The organism is Pseudomonas sp. FW305-E2 (assembly GCF_058782925.1).
This window is the reverse complement of the sequence record NZ_JBYSYE010000069.1, coordinates 1-18,185: the sequence shown is the minus strand read 5'-3', so window position 1 is coordinate 18,185 and position 18,185 is coordinate 1. Positions and strand designations below refer to the sequence as shown.

Genomic DNA, 18,185 nt, shown 5'->3' with positions numbered 1-18,185 from the left:
GCCACCCGCCCGCCCCCCACGCGCCTGACCAGCACCTGCGCGACCACCAGGCGCAGTGACTCGGCCAGCATCGCCCGCACCAACGGCTTTTCCTCGGCAGCAAAAACCTCCACCAACCTGTCGATGCTGCTGGTCGCCGAACGCGCATGCACGGTTGCCAGCACCAGGTGCCCGGTTTCGGCCGCGCGCAGGGCCAGGCGAATGGTTTCAAGGTCGCGCAACTCGCCGATCATGATCACGTCCGGGTCCTGGCGCAGCGCACTGCGCAGCCCCTGAGCAAAGCCGCGACTATGGCGCCCCATCTCACGTTGGTTGACCAGGCTGCGCTGGCTGGCATGGATGACCTCGACAGGGTCTTCCAGGGTGATGATGTGCAGCGCCCGCTCGCGGTTCAGCTGGTCGAGCAGCGTTGCCAGGGTACTGGACTTGCCACTGCCGGTCGGCCCGCCCACGAGGATCAAGCCATCCCGGCATTGCGCAACAGCTAGAAACACATCCGCAAGGTCCAGCTCACTCACCGTCGCAATGCGCCCCGGAATCAACCGAAAGGTAACCGCCGGGCCATTCAACTGGCGAAACAGGTTCAGCCGAAAGCGCCCAAGCGCAGGCAATTCCAGCGCAAGGTCCATTTCATCGCCTTGGGCCCACTGCCGGCGCTGGTCATCATCCAGCACGCTCGCCATGCCCTCGATCAAGGCCCCTTGGCTCAAGGGCGGCAAGCCCATACGCTGCAACTCGCCATCCAGGCGCAGCATCGGAATCTGACCCGTCGCCAGGTGCAGGTCTGAAGCCCCCGCATCCACAGCTCGGGCCAACAGGTCGGTCACATCCATGAGACTCCCCAAAGGCCTTCAAGCAGGTAGAATGCCGCAGACCCTACAGCTGCCGGCATCGATCCATGTCCACCCTAGCAGACAACCTTTCCGCGATTTCCGCCCGTATCGCCAGTGCTGCCCAGGCAGTCGGGCGTGATCCGGCCAGCGTCCAGTTGCTGGCCGTGAGCAAGACCAAGCCCGCCAGCGCTATCCGCGAGATCCATGCCGCCGGTGTGCGCGACTTCGGGGAGAATTACCTACAGGAAGCACTGACAAAGCAGCAGGCCCTCAGCGACTTGCCCTTGATCTGGCACTTCATCGGCCCCATTCAGTCGAACAAGACCAAAGCCATCGCCGAGCATTTCGACTGGGTGCATTCCGTGGACCGCCTGAAAATTGCCCAACGCCTGTCGGAACAGCGCCCTGCCGGGTTGGCGCCGCTGAACATCTGCCTGCAGGTAAACGTCAGCGGCGAAGACAGTAAATCCGGCTGCACCCCGGCCGACCTACCCGCGTTGGCCAAAGCCGTAGCCGCACTGCCCAACCTGCGCCTGCGCGGGCTGATGGCAATCCCGGAACCCACCGAAGACCGCGCCACCCAGGAGGCCGCCTTCGCCAGCCTGCGCAAGTTGCAGGAAGGCCTGGGGTTTGGCCTGGACACCCTGTCCATGGGCATGAGCCACGACCTGGAAGCGGCTATCGCCCAGGGCGCGACGTGGGTACGAATTGGCACGGCCCTGTTCGGCGCCCGCGACTACGGCAACACCTGATTCCATGCTTCACTCACTCTTTTCCACAAGGACCTGACATGAGCAAGACACGTATTGCCTTTATCGGCGCCGGCAACATGGCCGCCAGCCTGATCGGTGGTCTGCGTGCCCAGGGCCTGGACGCCTCGCAGATCCGCGCCAGCGACCCGGGCGCCGAGACCCGCAGTCGCATCCAGGCCGAGCACGGCATTGAAGCCTTCGAGGACAACGCCCAGGCCATCGATGGCGCTGACGTCATCGTGCTGGCGGTCAAGCCACAAGTCATGAAAACCGTATGTCAGGCACTGCAACCCAACCTGCAGGATGGCCAGCTGATCGTTTCAATCGCCGCCGGCATCACGTGCGCCAGCCTGCAAAGCTGGGTGGGCGCTCGCCCGGTGGTGCGCTGCATGCCCAACACCCCGGCATTGCTGCGCCAAGGCGTGAGCGGCCTGTACGCCACCGCTGAAGTGTCCGGCGAACAGCGTCAGCAGGCCGAACAACTGCTGTCGGCCGTGGGCACCGCCCTGTGGCTGGAGCAGGAACAGCAACTGGACGCCGTGACAGCTGTGTCCGGCAGTGGCCCGGCATACTTCTTCCTGCTGATCGAGGCCATGACCGCGGCAGGCGAAAAACTCGGCCTGCCACGCGAAACGGCCTCCCAACTGACCTTGCAGACGGCCCTGGGCGCCGCGCGCATGGCAGTTGCAAGCGATGTCGATGCCGCTGAACTGCGCCGCCGCGTCACTTCGCCCGCCGGCACCACGGAAGCGGCGATCAAGTCGTTCCAGGCCAGCGGCTTCGAAGCCATCGTCGAGCAGGCGCTGCAGGCTGCAGCCACGCGCTCCGCCGAGCTGGCCGAACAACTGGGCAAATAAGGAGCTTTAGATGAATGCACTGTCAGGCGCCGCGATTTTCGTGGTGCAAACCCTGGTCAGCCTTTACCTGGTCATCGTCCTGCTGCGCTTCGTGCTGCAACTGGTCAAGGCCAACTTCTACAACCCGCTGTGCCAGTTCGCCGTTCGTGCCACCCAACCGTTGCTCAAGCCGATCCGCCGGATCATCCCTAGCGTTGGCGGGCTGGATACCTCGTCGCTACTGCTGGCGGTGGTCATCCAGGCCTTGCTGATGGGCTTTGTGCTGATGGTCACCTACGGTACCTTCGGCGACGTCCTGCACCTGCTGATGTGGGCGATCATCGGCATCACCTCGCTGTTCCTGAAGATTTTCTGGGTGGCGATGATCATCATGGTGATCGTTTCCTGGGTTGCCCCCAACAGCCACAACCCGGCGGCCGAACTGGCCTACCAGATCAGCGAGCCAGTGCTGGCACCGTTCCGCCGCCTGGTGCCAAACCTGGGCGGCATGGACATCTCGCCGATCTTCGCCTTCCTGGCGATCCAGGTGATCCAGTCGTTTGTCATGCCTCCGCTGGCCGCCTACGCGGGCATGCCTCAAGAGCTGTGGCGAATGATCTGAGGCTCGCCAGAGCCAGCGTGCCCCCCGTCGCAAGCCTTTGCTTGCCGCTGGGGGTAGCGCTCTTTAGACTTACGCCTCCGTCAAGCGTGAGCAGGGTCGATGTCAACTGTCTTTCCCGAAGATTCCGTCGGTCTGGTAGTACCGCAAACCGCCCGGTTCGATGAACCGCTGGCACTGGCCTGTGGCCGTTCACTGGCCAGTTACGAACTGGTCTACGAGACCTATGGCACCCTGAACGCCAGCGCGAGCAACGCCGTGCTGATCTGCCATGCCCTGTCCGGCCACCACCATGCCGCTGGCTACCATGCCGCCACCGACCGCAAGCCGGGCTGGTGGGACAGCTGCATCGGCCCCGGAAAACCGATCGATACCAACCGCTTCTTCGTGGTCAGCCTGAACAACCTCGGCGGCTGCAACGGCAGCACCGGCCCCAGCAGTGTCAACCCAGCCACCGGTAAACCGTATGGCGCCGAGTTCCCGGTATTGACCGTGGAAGACTGGGTGCACAGCCAGGCACGGCTGGCCGACCGCCTGGGCATCCAGCAGTGGGCAGCTATCGTCGGCGGTAGCCTGGGTGGCATGCAGGCGCTGCAATGGACGATGACCTACCCCGAGCGCGTACGCCACTGCGTCGACATTGCCTCGGCACCCAAGCTGTCGGCGCAGAACATCGCCTTCAACGAGGTGGCGCGTCAGGCCATTCTTACCGACCCTGAGTTCCATGGAGGCTCGTTCCAGGACCAGGGCGTGATCCCCAAGCGCGGCCTGATGCTGGCACGCATGGTCGGCCACATTACCTATCTGTCCGATGATTCGATGGGTGAAAAATTCGGCCGAGAGCTGAAAAGCGACAAACTCAACTACGACTTCCACAGCGTCGAGTTCCAGGTCGAAAGCTACCTGCGCTATCAGGGCGAGGAGTTTTCCGGCCGTTTCGACGCCAACACCTATCTGCTGATGACCAAGGCACTGGACTATTTCGACCCGGCCGCCACGCACGGTGGTGATCTGGCCGCCACCCTGGCCCACGTCAAGGCAGACTACTGCATCATGTCGTTCACCACCGACTGGCGCTTCTCTCCGGCCCGTTCGCGCGAGATCGTCGACGCGCTGATGGCCGCGCGCAAGAACGTCTGCTACCTGGAGATCGATTCGCCCTACGGGCACGATGCCTTCCTGATCCCCACACCTCGCTACATGCAGGGTTTCTCGAACTACATGAACCGCATTGCCATCTGAGGACAGCATGAGAGCCGATCTGGAAATCATCCACGACTGGATCCCCGCCGGCAGCCGGGTACTCGACCTGGGCTGCGGTAGCGGCGAACTGCTGGCCTCGCTGCGTGACTGCAAACAGGTCACCGGCTACGGCCTGGAAATCGACGCCGACAATATCGCCGCCTGCGTGGCCAAGGGCGTCAACGTCATCGAACAGGACCTGGACAAAGGCCTGGGCAACTTCGCCAGCAACAGCTTCGACGTGGTGATCATGACCCAAGCCCTGCAGGCCGTGGAATACCCCGACCGCATCCTCGACGAAATGCTGCGAGTAGGCCGTCAGTGCATCATCACCTTCCCGAACTTCGGCCACTGGCGCTGCCGCTGGTACCTGGCGACCAAAGGCCGCATGCCGGTATCGGACTTCATGCCGTATACCTGGTACAACACGCCGAACATCCACTTCTGCACCTTCGCCGACTTCGAAGAACTTGTGCACGAACGCCGAGCCAAGGTACTCGACCGCCTGGCGGTCGACCACTTGCACCGCAACGGGTGGGGTGGCCGGCTATGGCCTAATCTTCTAGGTGAGATCGGCATCTACCGCGTCAGCAGTCCGGGCCTGCAAGAGCATCAGCTCGCGGTCTGACGCCCACCGGAGGAATCGCACCATGCGTCGCCTAGCCCTGTTCCTGATCAGCCTGTGCCTGGCCCTGCCAGTATTGGCTGCCGATGCCGCACGCCCCGAGCGCAAGGAGGTATTTGGTGACGTGACGGTGCACTACAGCGCATTCACCTCGAGCATGCTCACACCCGAGGTGGCCGCGGCCACCGGCCTGGTGCGCAGCAAGAACCAGGGCGTGCTCAACATTACCGTCCTCAAGGCCAGCAAACCTGCAACAGCGGTGATCAGCGGCACGGTCAAGGACCTGACCGGGCGCAGCAGCCCGCTGTCGTTCAAGCAGATTACCGAACAGGGCGCGGTGTATTACATCGCCCAGTTCAAGATCGACCAGCCAGAAACCGTCACCTTCGACTTGAACATCGAAACCGGCGGCATCAGCAACTCTCTCAGCTTCAACCAGGAAGTGTTCCCAGGCGAATGATGAATTTCCAGCAACTCGTATTGGCCAGCCACAATGCCGGCAAACTGAAGGAACTCCAGGCCATGCTCGGCCATTCCGTGCAGCTGCACTCGATTGGTGAGTTCAGCCAGGTGGAGCCGGAAGAAACCGGCCTGTCGTTCGTCGAGAACGCCATCCTCAAGGCGCGCAACGCCGCCCGCATTTCCGGCCTGCCGGCCCTGGCCGATGACTCTGGCCTGGCAGTGGACTTCCTCGGCGGCGCGCCGGGCATCTACTCGGCGCGCTATGCCGATGGCAAAGGTGACGCGGCAAACAATGCCAAGCTGCTCGAAGCCTTGAAAGACGTGCCTGAAGCTGAGCGCAGTGCACAGTTCGTCTGCGTTCTGGCGCTGGTGCGTCACGCCGACGACCCATTGCCGATCCTGTGCGAAGGCCTGTGGCACGGGCGCATCCTGTTCGAGGCCAGCGGCGAGCAGGGCTTTGGCTACGACCCGCTGTTCTGGGTACCGGAGCGCAACTGCTCCAGCGCCGATCTAGCCCCAGCAGACAAGAACCAGCTCAGCCACCGCGCCCGTGCCATGGCCCTGCTGCGCAAACGTCTGGGCCTGGCATGATCGAAATGCTGTCGCCCCCCGGCGCGGCAGGCTTTAGCAGCCTGCCGCCGCTGGCGCTGTACATCCACATTCCGTGGTGCGTACGCAAATGCCCTTATTGCGACTTCAACTCCCACGCAGCCGGGCCTGAACTACCGGAAGATGCCTACGTCACAGCCCTGCTCGACGACCTCGACCAGGAACTGGCTGCCGTACAAGGTCGCCCGATCAGCTCGATCTTCTTCGGTGGCGGTACGCCAAGCCTGTTCAGTGCCAACGCCCTTGGCCGGCTACTGCGTGGCATAGAGCAACGTATTCCGTTCGCGCCAGACATCGAGATCACCCTCGAAGCCAACCCGGGCACCTTCGAGCAGGACAAGTTCAAGGCCTACCGGCAGACCGGTATCAACCGTCTTTCGATCGGCGTGCAGAGCTTCCAGCCAGCCAAGCTGGAGGCACTGGGGCGCATCCACAATGGCGACGAAGCGGTTCGGGCCGCCGACATGGCGCGCGCGGCCGGTTTCGACAATTTCAACATGGACCTGATGCACGGCCTGCCCGACCAGTCGCTGGACGATGCGCTGGGTGACCTGCGCCAGGCCATCGATCTGGGGCCGACCCACCTGTCGTGGTATCAGCTGACCGTGGAGCCGAACACGGTGTTCTGGAACCAGCCGCCAGAGCTGCCCGAAGACGACATCCTCTGGGATATTCAGGAAGCCGGCCAAGCGCTGATGGCCGAGCACGGCTACCGCCAGTACGAGGTATCGGCCTACGCCCAGGCAGGCCGCGCCGCCCGGCACAACCTCAACTACTGGCGCTTCGGTGACTTCATCGGCATTGGCGCTGGCGCTCACGGCAAGCTCACCTTTGCCGACGGGCGCATCCTGCGTACCTGGAAGACCCGCCTGCCCAAGGATTACCTGAACCTGGCCAAGCCGTTCAAGGCCGGCGAGAAGCTGCTGCCAGTCGATGAACTGCCGTTCGAGTTCCTGATGAACGCCCTGCGCCTGACCGATGGCGTGGAAGCCGAACTGTTCACCCAACGCACCGGCTTGCCGCTGTCACAGCTGCAGGAAGCACGCCGTGCCGCCGAACAAAAGGGCCTTTTGCAGGTCGAACCGGATCGACTGGTAGCCACGCCGAGGGGCCAGTTGTTCCTCAATGACCTGCTGCAGTATTTCTTGACCTAAGGATGACCCATGGATCTGGTACTTGATCTGCTCGCGACGGTTTCCCGCTGGAGCCGCAGCAACCTGTCGGAGATTTCACTGGCCTTGGTAGGCTGCCTGCTGGTGCTGTTCGGCACTGATGTCAAAGCCTGGGCCGAGCAGCGCCTGGGCGGCCTCGCGGGCGCCCTGCGCGTGCCGTTCATGGCGCTGATGGTCATGATCGGTAGCGGTGCTGCGCTGATCTATGCCACACCGTGGGTGGTGAAGGGGCTCAGCCAGTTCAACAACTATGCGTTGGCGCCTGTGTTGCTGGTGGTGCTGGTATTGATTGGCGTGGTGGCGGATCGCCGAGGCTGACCCAATGGCCCCGGGCCCTTGTAGGAGCGGGTTCACCCGCGAAAGGGCCGGCCGTGCTGGCCAATCTCCACCCGCCGTTCACCGTTGCCGCCACTACCGTATTCGCGGGTGAACCCACTCCTACAAAGAAAAAACCGCCCTTCTCAAGGCGGTTTTTTTCGCCTGCATTCCTGCAAGCATCGGCACATCGAGAAGCCGTATCAGCCGCTCAATCGACCTTCTCGAACTTCAAGTCCCACACCCCGTGCCCCAGCCGCTCACCGCGGCGTTCGAACTTGGTGATCGGGCGCTCTTCGGGGCGCGGCACATAGGTGCCGTCTGCCGCACGGTTGCGATAGCCAGGAGCTGCGCTCATCACTTCCAGCATGTACTCGGCATACGGCTCCCAATCGGTGGCCATGTGGAACACACCACCAGGCTTGAGCTTGCGACGTACCAGCTCGGCGAACTCCAGCTGGACGATGCGGCGCTTGTGGTGACGCGCCTTGTGCCATGGGTCTGGGAAGAACAGCATCAGCCGATCAAGGCTGTTATCCGCCACGCAGCGGTTCAGCACTTCGATAGCATCGCAGTCATACACCCGCAGGTTTTTCAGCCCCTGGGTCAGCACGCCATTGAGCAGCGCGCCAACACCCGGGCGGTGCACTTCCACACCGATGAAGTCCTGCTCAGGTGCAGCAGCGGCCATTTCCAGCAGGGAATGGCCCATACCGAAGCCGATCTCCAAGGTGCGCGGGGCCGAACGGCCGAACACCTGGTCGTAGTCCACCGGGCTGTCAGCCAGTGGCAGGATGTACAGCGGGCCGCCTTGGTCCAGGCCGCGTTGCTGGCCTTCGGTCATGCGCCCGGCACGCATCACGAAGCTCTTGATGCGGCGGTGTGGGCGGGCTTCGCCGTCGGGGGTGATCGGCGTATCGTGCGATTCAGTCATCAGTTGCTCTTACTTGATCAGACCATCCAGCGGCGAGGAGGCGCTGGCATAGAGTTTCTTCGGCATACGACCGGCCAGGTAGGCCATGCGACCCGCGACAATGGCGTGTTTCATGGCCTCGGCCATCAGCACCGGCTGCTGGGCGTGGGCGATGGCCGAGTTCATCAGTACTGCCTCACAGCCCATTTCCATGGCGATGGTGGCGTCGGATGCGGTACCCACGCCAGCATCGACCAGCACCGGCACCTTGGATTCTTCCAGGATGATCTGCAGGTTGTAGGGGTTGCAGATACCCAGGCCGGTGCCAATCAGGCCAGCCAGCGGCATGACCGCGATGCAGCCGACTTCGGCCAGCTGACGGGCGATGATCGGGTCGTCGCTGGTGTAGACCATGACGTCGAAACCTTCCTTGACCAGCACTTCGGCGGCCTTGAGGGTTTCGATCACGTTGGGGAACAGGGTTTTCTGGTCGGCCAGCACTTCCAGCTTCACCAGCGTCCGGGACTCGTGCGATTTGCGCCCATCGAGCAGTTCGCGGGCCAGACGGCAAGTGCGTACCGCTTCCACCGCGTCAAAGCAGCCTGCAGTGTTCGGCAGGATGGTGTACTTGTCGGGCGACAGTACATCGAGCAGGTTCGGCTCGCCCGCGTTCTGGCCAAGGTTGGTGCGGCGCACAGCGACGGTGACGATTTCGGCACCCGAGGCCTCGGTGGCCAGGCGGGTTTCTTCCATGTCACGGTACTTGCCGGTACCGACCAGCAGGCGCGACTGGAAAGTACGCCCGGCCAGGGTGAAGGGCTTGTCGCTACGAACGTTGCTCATCGTTGTTCCTCGGGAAAAGGTTGCAGGGCTTGCTTGTGAACCGCCGGGCTGCTGTCAGCCGCCACCGATGGCGTGGACCACTTCGACCTGGTCGCCGTCATTCAGCAGCGTGCTGTCGTGCTGGCTACGCGGCACGATATCCAGGTTCAGTTCCACTGCAACACGGCGCCCGGTCAGTTCCAGGCGCGCCAGCAGGGCTGCAACGCTTTCGCCGGCAGGCAGTTCGTAAGGTTCACCGTTCAATTTAATGCGCATGCGCACGGCCACCATTGTTCTTTGGGGCCAGCATTCTAGCGCCGAACCGCCCTGCAACCCAAGGGCGGTGCGCGCCATTAGTCGTGATTGTGGACCACTCGGTCAGCCCAGCCGCCAGGCTGCCAGGCCCAGGCACAGCCAGCCGACAAGGAAGCACAAGCCACCCATCGGGGTGATGATGCCAAGCTTGCCAAGGCCACTGAGGGTCAGCAGGTACAGGCTGCCGGAGAACAGCACGATGCCCAACGCAAACAGGCCGCCAGCCCACCCGACCAGGCGCCCGGGCAGGTGCGCCGAGAGCACCGCAACGCCGAAGATCGCCAAGGCATGGACCAGCTGGTAAGTCACGCCGGTATGGAAGATTGCCAGGTAGTCAGCCGTCAGCCGGTTTTTCAGGCCATGAGCGGCGAAGGCGCCCAGGGCGACACCGGTAAAGCCAAAAAAGGCGGCAAGCATCAGGAAGCTGCGAAGCATGGGACGACTCCTTGTATCGGGTCTGTATAATGGCCCCTTCCACCCTTAGGGCCAAGCCATCGACATGCTGTCAACGCTTATCCGTCGCCTCTCCCGCGCCCTGCTCTGGTTCGTTGCCGGCAGCATCGTGCTGGTGCTGGTGTTCCGCTGGGTACCACCGCCCGGCACGGCGCTGATGGTCGAGCGCAAGGTACAGTCTTGGGTGAATGGTGAACCGATCGACCTGCAGCGCGACTGGGAGCCTTGGGAGAACATCTCCGATGAGCTCAAGGTTGCAGTCATTGCTGGCGAGGACCAGAAGTTCGCCAACCACTGGGGCTTCGACCTCCCGGCCATTCAGGCGGCGCTGGCCCACAACGAACGCGGTGGCAACATTCGCGGCGCCAGCACCCTGACCCAACAAGTGGCCAAGAACCTGTTTCTGTGGTCAGGCCGCAGCTGGTTTCGCAAGGGGCTGGAGGCCTGGTTCACCGCACTGATTGAGCTGTTCTGGTCGAAGGAGCGGATTCTCGAGGTCTATTTGAACAGCGCCGAGTGGGGCAAGGGCGTGTTTGGTGCCCAGGCGGCGGCGCGTTATCACTTTGGTGTCGACGCCAGCCGGCTCAGCCGCCAGCAGGCGGCGCAGCTGGCTGCGGTGCTGCCTAGCCCAATCAAATGGAGTGCCAGCCGGCCGAGTGCCTACGTGGCCAGCCGGGCCGGCTGGATTCGCCGGCAGATGAGCCAGTTGGGCGGGCCCAGCTACCTGATGCAGCTGGACTCATCCAGAAAGCTTTGAATGCAGGCCCGGCCCTTTCGCGGGTAAACCCGCTCCTACGGGCAACCGCATCCCCGGCCTCCTCGCGGGCAAACCCGCGCCTACGGGCAACCGCATCCCCCAGCCTCCTCGCGGGCAAACCCGCGCCTACAGGCAACCGCATCCCCTGTAGGAGCGGGTTTACCCGCGAAGAGGCCGGCGAAGCCAGCACAAACAAAAAAAGCCGCTCACCCCATAGGGCCAGCGGCTTTTCTTTACAACCCAGACTCGATCAGGCAGAAATCAGTGCCTTGACCTTGTTCATCGCATTCTTTTCCAGCTGGCGAATACGTTCAGCCGATACGCTGTACTTGTCTGCCAGTTCATGCAGGGTGGCCTTCTCTTCCGCCAGCCAACGCTGATAGAGAATGTCGCGGCTACGCTCGTCCAGACCTTGCAGCGCTTCGTGCAGGTTGCTGGTGGAGTTGTCACTCCAGTCGGCATCCTCCAACTGCACCGCTGGATCGTAACGGTGGTCTTCCAGGTAATGCGCAGGCGACTGGAAGGCGCTGTCGTCGTCAGCTTCCGCTGCCGGATCGAAGGCCATGTCCTGGCCGCTGAGGCGGCTTTCCATCTCGCGCACTTCGCGCGGCTCGACGCCAAGGCTTTCCGCCACGCGATGCACTTCGTCGTTGTTCAGCCACGCCAGGCGCTTCTTCTGGCTACGCAGGTTGAAGAACAGCTTGCGCTGAGCCTTGGTGGTAGCCACTTTGACGATGCGCCAGTTGCGCAGAATGAACTCGTGGATCTCTGCCTTGATCCAGTGCACAGCGAACGACACCAGGCGCACGCCCATTTCAGGGTTGAAGCGCTTGACGGCTTTCATCAGGCCGACATTGCCTTCCTGGATCAGGTCAGCCTGGGCCAACCCGTAGCCGGCATAACTACGGGCGATATGTACGACGAAACGCAGGTGGGCCATCACCATCTGACGAGCGGCCTCGACATCCTGCTCATAATAGAGACGCTCGCCCAGATCACGCTCCTGCTCGACCGTCAGCAGCGGGATGCTGTTGACCGTGTGCACATAGGCTTCCAGGTTTGCACCGGGTACCAGGGCATAGGCAGGTTGCAACGATGTGGTCATTCAAGAACCTCCGACTTACAAAACTCGCACCTTGTGGGCGCTGCCAACATTGACCTGGAACGACGGTACAAGTTCCGCAGTGAAGAAAATGTCAATGCTGGCACGTAAAAACTATCGCGGCGCCAGCTCGTTCAAGTGGCGGGCGACTGCAATCCATGCACCGATATACCCCAACAACACTGCTCCGATCAAGAGCGACAGACCATCGGAAGCCGGAACGCCGCCCAGGGCGAAGTCACTGCCATACAGCCCGGAAAGCCCTACCACCGCCTCGTTCAGCCAGTTCAGGCCAAACGCCAGGATGCCCCACGCCAGCAGGCCTGCGCCCAGGCCATACAGGGCGCCCATGTACAGGAACGGCCGGCGCACGTAGGCGTCGGTGCCGCCGACCAGCTTGATCACTTCGATCTCGATACGACGGTTTTCAATGTGTAGACGAATTGTGTTACCGATTACTAACAGCAGGGCAGAAATCAGCATTACGGCCAGGCCGAAGACGAAGCGGTCACCCAGCTTGAGGATGGCTGCCAGGCGCTCGACCCAGACCAGGTCCAGTTGCGCCACGTCCACCCGCGGCAGCTCCGCCAGGCGCTGACGCAAGGCGTCCAGGGCCGGCTTGTCGACCTCGGTCGGGGTTACCACCACCACACCCGGCAATGGGTTGTCTGGCAGTTCGCGCAAGGCCTCGCCCAGGCCGGACTGCTGCTGGAACTCCTCCAGGGCCTGCTCGCGGCTTACATACTGGGCGTCCGCCACGCCAGGCATGCCCTTGATCTCGTCGCGCAGCGCTTCGCCATCGCGGCTGCCGGCATCAAGCTTGAGGTACAGCGAAATCTGCGCAGCGCGCTGCCAAGAACCGCCAAGCTGCTCGACGTTCTTCAGCAACAAGGACAGGCCCATCGGCATGCTCAGCGCCACTGCCATGACCAGGCAAGTGAAGAAGCTGCCGATCGGCTGCTTGCCCAGGCGGCGCAGGCTGTCGGCCAAGCTGGCACGGTGGCTTTCCAGCCAGGCATGCAGCAGGGTGCGGAAGTCCGGGCCATCATCGTCTTCACCGCGCTTTTTCTTCGCAGGTTGCGGATCGGCCGGTTTCGGTGCGACCCGCTCGGAAACCTTCGGCGTGCGTGTAGTGTTCATTGCCCGGCCTCCCCATCGCCGATCAAGCGGCCGCGTTGCAAGGTCAGCATGCGGTGGCGCATGCGCGCGATCAGTGCCAGGTCGTGGCTGGCGATCAATACCGTCGTGCCCAGGCGGTTGATGTCCTCAAACACGCCCATGATCTCTGCAGCCAGGCGCGGGTCGAGGTTACCGGTGGGTTCGTCGGCCAGCAGCAGAGCCGGCTGGTGAACAATGGCGCGGGCGATACCCACCCGCTGTTGCTGCCCGGTGGAAAGGTCGGCCGGAAACAGCTCGCCCTTGTCGGACAGCGACACGCGCTCCAGCGCCGAGTCCACGCGCTTGGCGATCTCGACCTTGGACAGGCCGAGAATCTGCAGCGGCAAGGCAATGTTGTTGAACACGGTGCGGTCGAACAACAACTGGTGGTTCTGGAACACCACGCCGATTTGCCGGCGCAGGAACGGGATTTGCGCATTGCTGATCTGGCCAAGGTCCTGCCCGGCCAGCATCAGCTTGCCGCTGGTCGGGCGCTCCATGGCCAGCAACAGGCGCAGCAGGGTGCTCTTGCCTGCGCCGGAGTGGCCGGTGACGAACAGGAATTCGCCCCGGCGCGCCCGGAAACTCAGCTCATGCAACCCCACATGACCGTTGGGATAGCGCTTGGCAACCTGCTCGAATCGGATCATGGTCAATCTCGCTCGGCGAACAGAGCCTTGACGAACGGCTCGGCTTCGAAGGTACGCAGGTCGTCGATGCCTTCACCGACGCCGATGAAACGGATCGGGATGTTGAACTGCTTGGCCAGGGCGAAGATCACCCCGCCCTTGGCAGTGCCGTCCAGCTTGGTCAGGGCCAGGCCGGTCAGCTCGACGCTCTGGTTGAAGTACTTGGCCTGACTGATGGCGTTCTGGCCGGTGCCGGCGTCAAGCACCAGCAGCACCTCGTGCGGCGCCTCAACGTCGAGCTTGCCGATGACCCGGCGGACCTTCTTCAGCTCTTCCATCAGGTTGTCTTTGGTGTGCAGGCGGCCGGCAGTGTCGGCGATCAGCACGTCGACGCCACGGGCCTTGGCGGCCTGCACGGCATCGAAGATGACCGAAGCAGAGTCGGCACCCGTGTGCTGGGCGATCACCGGAATCTGGTTACGCTCGCCCCACACCTGCAACTGCTCGACCGCGGCGGCGCGGAAGGTATCACCGGCAGCCAGCATGACCTTCTTGCCTTCCAGTTGCAGCTTTTTCGCCAGTTTGCCAATGGTGGTGGTCTTGCCGGCGCCGTTCACGCCAACCACAAGGATCACATAGGGTTTGTTCTGGGCCTGTACCTTCAGCGGCTGCTCGACCGGGCGCAGCAGCGCAGCCAGTTCTTCCTGCAACGATTTGTACAGGGCATCGGCATCGGCCAACTGCTTGCGCGCGACCTTCTGGGTCAGGTTCTGGACAATGGCCGAGGTAGCCTCCACACCCACGTCGGCAGTCAGCAGGCGCGTCTCGATTTCATCGAGCAGGTCGTCGTCGATGACCTTCTTGCCGAGGAACAGGCTGGCCATGCCCTCGCCGATGCTGGCACTGGTCTTGGACAGGCCTTGCTTTAGGCGCGCGAAGAAGCCGGGCTTGGCCTGTTCGACGGGTGCAGCAACAGGCGCCGCCGGGGCGGGTACCGCGCGTTCCGGGATTGCGGGCGGTGCCTTCGGCTCCAGGTCCGGCACCAGGGCCACGGGCTCTTCGGCAACCGGCAGCACCAGGTTGCTGACCGGCGCTGCGGTCTCGACAGGGGCAGACTCGACAGGGGCCGCCTGCAAGGGCATGGACGCAACCGGCTCTGGCTCAGGCGCCTGCAATGGCTGGGACGCCACCGGTTCAGGGACGGGGGCCTCGACTACCGGGGGCCGGGCCGGTGCGGCGTCCGGCTGCGGCTCAGCCAGCTGTGGGGCAGCAGGGGCCTGAACGGGTTCGGGGGCCTGTGGCGCTTCGGCGGCAGATCCCTCGACCGGAGCGGCTGCAGACTGCTCGACAGCGGGGGGTTCATGCGCGGGCACGCCCGCTCCCGCAGGTGGCTGCGGCTTCTTGCGAAACCAGCTGAACAGGCCTTTCTTCTCACCAGCCTCGGCCGGCGCTTTTTTGTCGTCGTTGGAACCAAACATGGAAGACGGCTATCTCAGGGTAGCGATAGGCCAGCTATGGCCAATCGGGAATTCTCTCTACGCAGAACAGACTATCTTGAAGCCGGCTGGTTCATGCGCAATGTTTTGACTTAGTGTCCTGTGGGCCAGAACGGCGACAGGCATGGTCGCCAGGCAACCGGATCAGTATCCTAGCACCTCCTGGCCCGCCGACGCTAAACCCAGCGGGCCGCCGAACAGGTTAAACACCGTATGAACGCTCTAGCCCGCCGCGCCGCTGGCCTGTTGCTCGGCACGCTCTGCCTGCCGCTCGCGGCCTTTGCCGCCGATGTGCAACCCACCCACGAATTCATCCTCGACAATGGCCTGAAGGTCGTGGTCCGCGAAGACCATCGCGCCCCGGTGGTGGTCTCGCAGATCTGGTACAAGGTCGGCTCCAGCTACGAGACCCCGGGCCAGACCGGCTTGTCCCATGCGCTGGAACACATGATGTTCAAGGGCAGCGCCAAGGTCGGCCCCGGCGAGGCCTCGCGCATTCTGCGTGACCTCGGCGCCGATGAAAACGCCTTTACCAGCGACGACTACACCGCCTATTACCAAGTGCTGGCCCGCGACCGCCTGCCGGTAGCCCTGGAACTGGAGGCGGACCGCCTGGCCAGCCTGCGCCTGCCTGCCGACGAGTTCAGCCGCGAAATCGAGGTCATCAAGGAAGAACGCCGCCTGCGCACCGACGACCAGCCCAATGCCAAGGCATTCGAGCTGTTCCGCGCCATGGCCTACCCGGCCAGCGGCTACCACACGCCGACCATTGGCTGGATGGCCGACCTGGAGCGCATGAAAGTTGAGGAACTGCGCCACTGGTACGAGTCCTGGTACGCCCCCAACAACGCCACCCTGGTGGTGGTCGGTGATGTCACCGCCGCCGAGGTCAAGGGCCTGGCGCAGAAGTATTTCGGCAATATTCCCAAACGCGCCGTACCGCCAGCCAAGCTGCCACTGGAACTGGCCGAACCTGGTTGGCGCCAGTTGACCCTGCACGTACGAACCCAGCTGCCAAGCCTGATCTACGGCTTCAACGTGCCCGGCCTGCCCACCGCCAAGGACCCTCGGACGGTACATGCCCTGCGCCTGATCTCGGCACTGCTCGACGGCGGCTACAGCGCCCGCATGCCGGCCCGCCTGGAGCGTGGCCAGGAACTGGTGGCCGGCGCGTCGTCCAGCTACAACGCCTTCACCCGCGGCGACAGCCTGTTCCTGATCTCGGCGACGCCGAATGTGCAGAAGCAGAAAACCCTCGCCGACGTCGAGAAAGGCATCTGGCAGCTGCTTGAAGAACTCAAGAGCACGCCGCCCAGCGCCGAAGAGCTGGAACGCGTACGCGCTCAGGTCATCGCCGGCCTGGTCTACGACCGCGACTCCATCAGCAGCCAGGCCACCACCATCGGCCAGCTGGAAACCGTCGGCCTGTCCTGGAAGCTGATCGACAGCGAACTGGACGAGCTCAAGCGCGTCAACCCGCAGGACATCCAGAACGCCGCGCGCACCTACTTCACCCGCGAACGCCTGAGCGTTGCCCATGTACTGCCCGAGGAGTCCGCCCATGAGTGATCGCCGCGCACCACGCCCAACCCTGCTGGCCACGGGCATTCGTGCCCTGGCGCTGGCGGCAGTGCTGGCCGCTCCGGCCATGGCCGATAACGCTGCCAAGGCCGACAGCAGCGCAGCCCGCCCGGCCAACACCTTGCAGTCGCTGGCCGAACTGAATGGCAAGGCACCCAGCCGGCGTCAGCTGAACATCCAGCACTGGAACACCGCCGAAGGTGCCCGGGTGCTGTTCGTCGAGGCCCGCGAACTGCCCATGTTCGACCTGCGCGTCACCTTCGCTGCCGGCAGCAGCCAGGACGGCGGCACGCCAGGCCTGGCCGCTCTGACCAACGCCATGCTCAACGAGGGCGTGGCCGGCAAGGACGTCAGCGCCATCGCCGAGGGCTTCGAAGGCCTGGGCGCAGACTTTGGCAACGGTTCCTACCGCGACATGGCCGTCGCATCGCTGCGCAGTCTCAGTGCCAAGGACAAGCGCGAACCGGCCCTCAAACTGTTTACAGAGGTGGCGGGCAAGCCAACATTCCCCGAGGATGCCCTCAAGCGCATCAAGAACCAGATGCTGGCTGGCTTCGAATATGAGAAACAAAACCCCGGCAAGATCGCCGGCAAGGCCCTTTTCGGCAAGCTCTATGGCGACCACCCCTACGCCCACCCAAGCGACGGCACCGCAGAGAGCATCACGGGCATAAGCCTTGCCCAGCTGCGCGCGTTCCACGCCAAGGCCTATACCGGCGGCAATGCGGTAATCGCCCTCGTCGGCGACCTCAGCCGTGCAGAGGCCGAAGCCATCGCCGCCCAGGTGTCTGCCGGCCTGCCCAAGGGCCCTGCGCTGGCCGCACCGGCCCAACCCACAGACGCCAAGGCCGGCCTGACCCACATCGACTTCCCGTCCAAGCAGACCCACCTGATGCTGGCCGAACTGGGGATCGACCGCCAGGACCCGGACTGGCCAGCCCTGTCGCTGGGCAACCAGATCCTTGGGGGTGGCGCCTTCGGTACCCGGCTGATGAGCGAGGTGCGAGAGAAGCGTGGCCTGACCTACGGCGTTTACTCGGTATTCAGCCCGATGCAGGTACGCGGTCCGTTCATGATCAACCTGCAAACCCGTGCCGAGCTCAGCGAAGGTACGCTCAAGCTGGTGCAAGGCATTCTCGCCGACTACCTGAAGACGGGCCCTACCCAACAGGAACTGGACGATGCCAAGCGCGAGCTGGCCGGCAGCTTCCCGCTGTCCAATGCCAGTAATGCCAGCATCGTCGGCCAACTGGGCGCGATCGGCTTCTACAACTTGCCGCTGACCTGGCTAGAGGACTTCATGCAACAGTCCCAGGCCCTTACCGTCGAACAGGTCAAGGCAGCCATGAACAAACACCTGTCAGCCGATAAACTGGTGATCGTCACCGTTGGCCCGAAAGTGCCACAAAAACCGCTGCCAGCACCCACTGACAAGCCCTCCGAGCAACCGCTCGGGGTACCGGAGCACTAATGCCAAGATCCACCCCTCCCGCC

General features: G+C 63.4%; 20 protein-coding genes and 1 pseudogene. 12 read left to right on the top strand and 9 right to left on the bottom strand.

The features are described from left to right. Nucleotides 1-833 (bottom strand): type IV pilus twitching motility protein PilT (locus AC3WLP_RS26755; protein WP_103340314.1); only part of this gene is annotated, 833 nt, incomplete at its 3' end. 65 nt (nt 834-898) lie between these two features. Between AC3WLP_RS26755 and AC3WLP_RS26750 the strand changes: the two genes are divergently transcribed. The 9 genes from AC3WLP_RS26750 to AC3WLP_RS26710 all read left to right on the top strand — a co-directional run bounded on the left by AC3WLP_RS26750 (nt 899) and on the right by AC3WLP_RS26710 (nt 7,468). Further along, entirely contained in the window at nt 899-1,585 is a 687-nt protein-coding gene (locus AC3WLP_RS26750; RefSeq protein WP_004575484.1) for a YggS family pyridoxal phosphate-dependent enzyme, read from the top strand. 38 nt (nt 1,586-1,623) lie between these two features. After that, nucleotides 1,624-2,442: a pyrroline-5-carboxylate reductase gene (gene proC / locus AC3WLP_RS26745; protein WP_004575483.1), complete on the top strand. Its 819-nt coding sequence runs from the start codon at nt 1,624-1,626 to the stop codon at nt 2,440-2,442. Nucleotides 2,443-2,452: 10 nt separating this feature from the next. After that, entirely contained in the window at nt 2,453-3,043 is a 591-nt protein-coding gene (locus AC3WLP_RS26740; protein ID WP_088512578.1) for a YggT family protein, read from the top strand. Between the two features lie 99 nt (nt 3,044-3,142). Next, nucleotides 3,143-4,282: a homoserine O-succinyltransferase MetX gene (gene metX, locus AC3WLP_RS26735; RefSeq protein ID WP_003249108.1), complete on the top strand. Its 1,140-nt coding sequence runs from the start codon at nt 3,143-3,145 to the stop codon at nt 4,280-4,282. A gap of 7 nt (nt 4,283-4,289) precedes the next feature. Further along, complete coding sequence (metW, locus tag AC3WLP_RS26730; protein WP_088512579.1) at nt 4,290-4,910, top strand: methionine biosynthesis protein MetW; 621 nt, start codon at nt 4,290-4,292, stop codon at nt 4,908-4,910. Between the two features lie 22 nt (nt 4,911-4,932). Then, a complete protein-coding gene (locus tag AC3WLP_RS26725; protein WP_064613754.1) occupies nt 4,933-5,367 on the top strand; it encodes a DUF4426 domain-containing protein in 435 nt (144 codons plus the stop codon). After that, nucleotides 5,364-5,960 (top strand): RdgB/HAM1 family non-canonical purine NTP pyrophosphatase, encoded by a 597-nt coding sequence (rdgB, locus tag AC3WLP_RS26720; RefSeq protein WP_003249101.1) that lies wholly within the window; start codon nt 5,364-5,366, stop codon nt 5,958-5,960. Before AC3WLP_RS26725 ends, rdgB begins: the two co-directional genes overlap by 4 nt. After that, complete coding sequence (hemW, locus tag AC3WLP_RS26715) at nt 5,957-7,132, top strand: radical SAM family heme chaperone HemW (protein ID WP_003249098.1); 1,176 nt, start codon at nt 5,957-5,959, stop codon at nt 7,130-7,132. Before rdgB ends, hemW begins: the two co-directional genes overlap by 4 nt. Nucleotides 7,133-7,141: 9 nt before the next feature. Next, nucleotides 7,142-7,468 carry a DUF3392 domain-containing protein gene (locus tag AC3WLP_RS26710; protein ID WP_003249095.1) on the top strand — a complete coding sequence of 109 codons (327 nt, stop codon included), beginning with the start codon at nt 7,142-7,144 and terminating at the stop codon, nt 7,466-7,468. A 208-nt stretch (nt 7,469-7,676) separates the two neighbouring features. On the opposite strand, the gene trmB is transcribed toward AC3WLP_RS26710, so the two are convergent. The 4 genes from trmB to AC3WLP_RS26690 form a co-directional block, all read right to left on the bottom strand. Further along, nucleotides 7,677-8,399, bottom strand: a complete 723-nt coding sequence (gene trmB / locus AC3WLP_RS26705) for a tRNA (guanosine(46)-N7)-methyltransferase TrmB (protein WP_004575478.1) — start codon at nt 8,397-8,399, stop codon at nt 7,677-7,679. 9 nt (nt 8,400-8,408) lie between these two features. Then, nucleotides 8,409-9,221, bottom strand: coding sequence for a thiazole synthase (locus AC3WLP_RS26700; protein ID WP_003249091.1), 813 nt, complete (start codon nt 9,219-9,221; stop codon nt 8,409-8,411). Between the two features lie 54 nt (nt 9,222-9,275). After that, nucleotides 9,276-9,476: a sulfur carrier protein ThiS gene (gene thiS / locus AC3WLP_RS26695; RefSeq protein ID WP_003249090.1), complete on the bottom strand. Its 201-nt coding sequence runs from the start codon at nt 9,474-9,476 to the stop codon at nt 9,276-9,278. Nucleotides 9,477-9,578: 102 nt separating this feature from the next. Continuing rightward, nucleotides 9,579-9,950, bottom strand: a complete 372-nt coding sequence (locus AC3WLP_RS26690) for a DUF423 domain-containing protein (protein WP_003249087.1) — start codon at nt 9,948-9,950, stop codon at nt 9,579-9,581. A gap of 29 nt (nt 9,951-9,979) precedes the next feature. On the opposite strand from AC3WLP_RS26690, the pseudogene mtgA reads away from it, so the two are divergent. Then, a pseudogene (gene mtgA, locus AC3WLP_RS26685) lies at nt 9,980-10,725 on the top strand (monofunctional biosynthetic peptidoglycan transglycosylase). Nucleotides 10,726-10,975: 250 nt separating this feature from the next. Here mtgA and rpoH read toward each other — a convergent pair. The 4 genes from rpoH to ftsY all read right to left on the bottom strand — a co-directional run bounded on the left by rpoH (nt 10,976) and on the right by ftsY (nt 15,092). Further along, nucleotides 10,976-11,830 (bottom strand): RNA polymerase sigma factor RpoH, encoded by an 855-nt coding sequence (gene rpoH, locus AC3WLP_RS26680; RefSeq protein ID WP_012053964.1) that lies wholly within the window; start codon nt 11,828-11,830, stop codon nt 10,976-10,978. 111 nt (nt 11,831-11,941) lie between these two features. Continuing rightward, the gene (gene ftsX / locus AC3WLP_RS26675; RefSeq protein ID WP_003249081.1) at nt 11,942-12,967 is read right to left on the bottom strand and encodes a permease-like cell division protein FtsX; all 1,026 of its coding nucleotides are present in this window, start codon (nt 12,965-12,967) and stop codon (nt 11,942-11,944) included. Next, entirely contained in the window at nt 12,964-13,635 is a 672-nt protein-coding gene (gene ftsE / locus AC3WLP_RS26670; protein ID WP_003249079.1) for a cell division ATP-binding protein FtsE, read from the bottom strand. Before ftsE ends, ftsX begins: the two co-directional genes overlap by 4 nt. Nucleotides 13,636-13,637: 2 nt before the next feature. Continuing rightward, nucleotides 13,638-15,092 (bottom strand): signal recognition particle-docking protein FtsY, encoded by a 1,455-nt coding sequence (gene ftsY / locus AC3WLP_RS26665; RefSeq protein ID WP_088512580.1) that lies wholly within the window; start codon nt 15,090-15,092, stop codon nt 13,638-13,640. Nucleotides 15,093-15,323: 231 nt separating this feature from the next. On the opposite strand from ftsY, the gene AC3WLP_RS26660 reads away from it, so the two are divergent. After that, entirely contained in the window at nt 15,324-16,679 is a 1,356-nt protein-coding gene (locus AC3WLP_RS26660) for a M16 family metallopeptidase (protein ID WP_012053966.1), read from the top strand. Continuing rightward, nucleotides 16,672-18,162: a M16 family metallopeptidase gene (locus AC3WLP_RS26655; protein WP_012053967.1), complete on the top strand. Its 1,491-nt coding sequence runs from the start codon at nt 16,672-16,674 to the stop codon at nt 18,160-18,162. Before AC3WLP_RS26660 ends, AC3WLP_RS26655 begins: the two co-directional genes overlap by 8 nt. Nucleotides 18,163-18,185: the final 23 nt, after the last annotated feature.

Coding starts and splice junctions, on each gene's coding strand:
- ftsE (WP_003249079.1), bottom strand. CDS start 13,635: ATGATCCGATTCGAGCAGGTTGCCAAGCGCTATCCCAACGGTCATGTG.
- trmB (WP_004575478.1), bottom strand. CDS start 8,399: ATGACTGAATCGCACGATACGCCGATCACCCCCGACGGCGAAGCCCGC.
- AC3WLP_RS26725 (WP_064613754.1), top strand. CDS start 4,933: ATGCGTCGCCTAGCCCTGTTCCTGATCAGCCTGTGCCTGGCCCTGCCA.
- AC3WLP_RS26750 (WP_004575484.1), top strand. CDS start 899: ATGTCCACCCTAGCAGACAACCTTTCCGCGATTTCCGCCCGTATCGCC.
- metW (WP_088512579.1), top strand. CDS start 4,290: ATGAGAGCCGATCTGGAAATCATCCACGACTGGATCCCCGCCGGCAGC.
- AC3WLP_RS26660 (WP_012053966.1), top strand. CDS start 15,324: ATGAACGCTCTAGCCCGCCGCGCCGCTGGCCTGTTGCTCGGCACGCTC.
- AC3WLP_RS26690 (WP_003249087.1), bottom strand. CDS start 9,950: ATGCTTCGCAGCTTCCTGATGCTTGCCGCCTTTTTTGGCTTTACCGGT.
- rdgB (WP_003249101.1), top strand. CDS start 5,364: ATGATGAATTTCCAGCAACTCGTATTGGCCAGCCACAATGCCGGCAAA.
- metX (WP_003249108.1), top strand. CDS start 3,143: ATGTCAACTGTCTTTCCCGAAGATTCCGTCGGTCTGGTAGTACCGCAA.
- proC (WP_004575483.1), top strand. CDS start 1,624: ATGAGCAAGACACGTATTGCCTTTATCGGCGCCGGCAACATGGCCGCC.
- AC3WLP_RS26740 (WP_088512578.1), top strand. CDS start 2,453: ATGAATGCACTGTCAGGCGCCGCGATTTTCGTGGTGCAAACCCTGGTC.
- thiS (WP_003249090.1), bottom strand. CDS start 9,476: ATGCGCATTAAATTGAACGGTGAACCTTACGAACTGCCTGCCGGCGAA.
- rpoH (WP_012053964.1), bottom strand. CDS start 11,830: ATGACCACATCGTTGCAACCTGCCTATGCCCTGGTACCCGGTGCAAAC.
- hemW (WP_003249098.1), top strand. CDS start 5,957: ATGATCGAAATGCTGTCGCCCCCCGGCGCGGCAGGCTTTAGCAGCCTG.
- AC3WLP_RS26700 (WP_003249091.1), bottom strand. CDS start 9,221: ATGAGCAACGTTCGTAGCGACAAGCCCTTCACCCTGGCCGGGCGTACT.
- ftsX (WP_003249081.1), bottom strand. CDS start 12,967: ATGAACACTACACGCACGCCGAAGGTTTCCGAGCGGGTCGCACCGAAA.
- AC3WLP_RS26710 (WP_003249095.1), top strand. CDS start 7,142: ATGGATCTGGTACTTGATCTGCTCGCGACGGTTTCCCGCTGGAGCCGC.
- ftsY (WP_088512580.1), bottom strand. CDS start 15,092: ATGTTTGGTTCCAACGACGACAAAAAAGCGCCGGCCGAGGCTGGTGAG.
- AC3WLP_RS26655 (WP_012053967.1), top strand. CDS start 16,672: ATGAGTGATCGCCGCGCACCACGCCCAACCCTGCTGGCCACGGGCATT.